This window comes from Streptococcus suis (genome assembly GCF_002964045.1).
GTDB lineage: Bacteria > Bacillota > Bacilli > Lactobacillales > Streptococcaceae > Streptococcus > Streptococcus suis_U.
This window is the reverse complement of sequence record NZ_POPB01000091.1, coordinates 1-281: the sequence shown is the minus strand read 5'-3', so window position 1 is coordinate 281 and position 281 is coordinate 1. Positions and strand designations below refer to the sequence as shown.

Genomic DNA, 281 nt, shown 5'->3' with positions numbered 1-281 from the left:
ACCATCAGATAAAATTTCTGCTGGACTGGCATCTTCAATAATCTGCCCATCCACCACAACAACAGCTCTATCTGAATAATCTAGCATGAGTTGCATGTCATGGGTAATCATGACAATGGTGTGCCCTTGAGCATTTAAATGGTCCAAAAACTCCATCATTTCCCGATAATGCCGTTGATTTTGTCCTGCTGTTGGCTCATCTAGCAAAATAATTTCTGGATTGAGAACCAAGATAGATGCTATCGTTACCCGTTTTTTCTGCCCATAGGAAAGTGCCGAAA

General features: G+C 41.3%; 1 protein-coding gene. It reads right to left on the bottom strand.

Features of this window, described 5'->3' with window-relative positions; translation table 11 throughout:
* The coding region (locus tag C1E99_RS00395; protein ID WP_153060117.1) for an ATP-binding cassette domain-containing protein at positions 1-281 on the bottom strand (281 nt) is incomplete at both ends.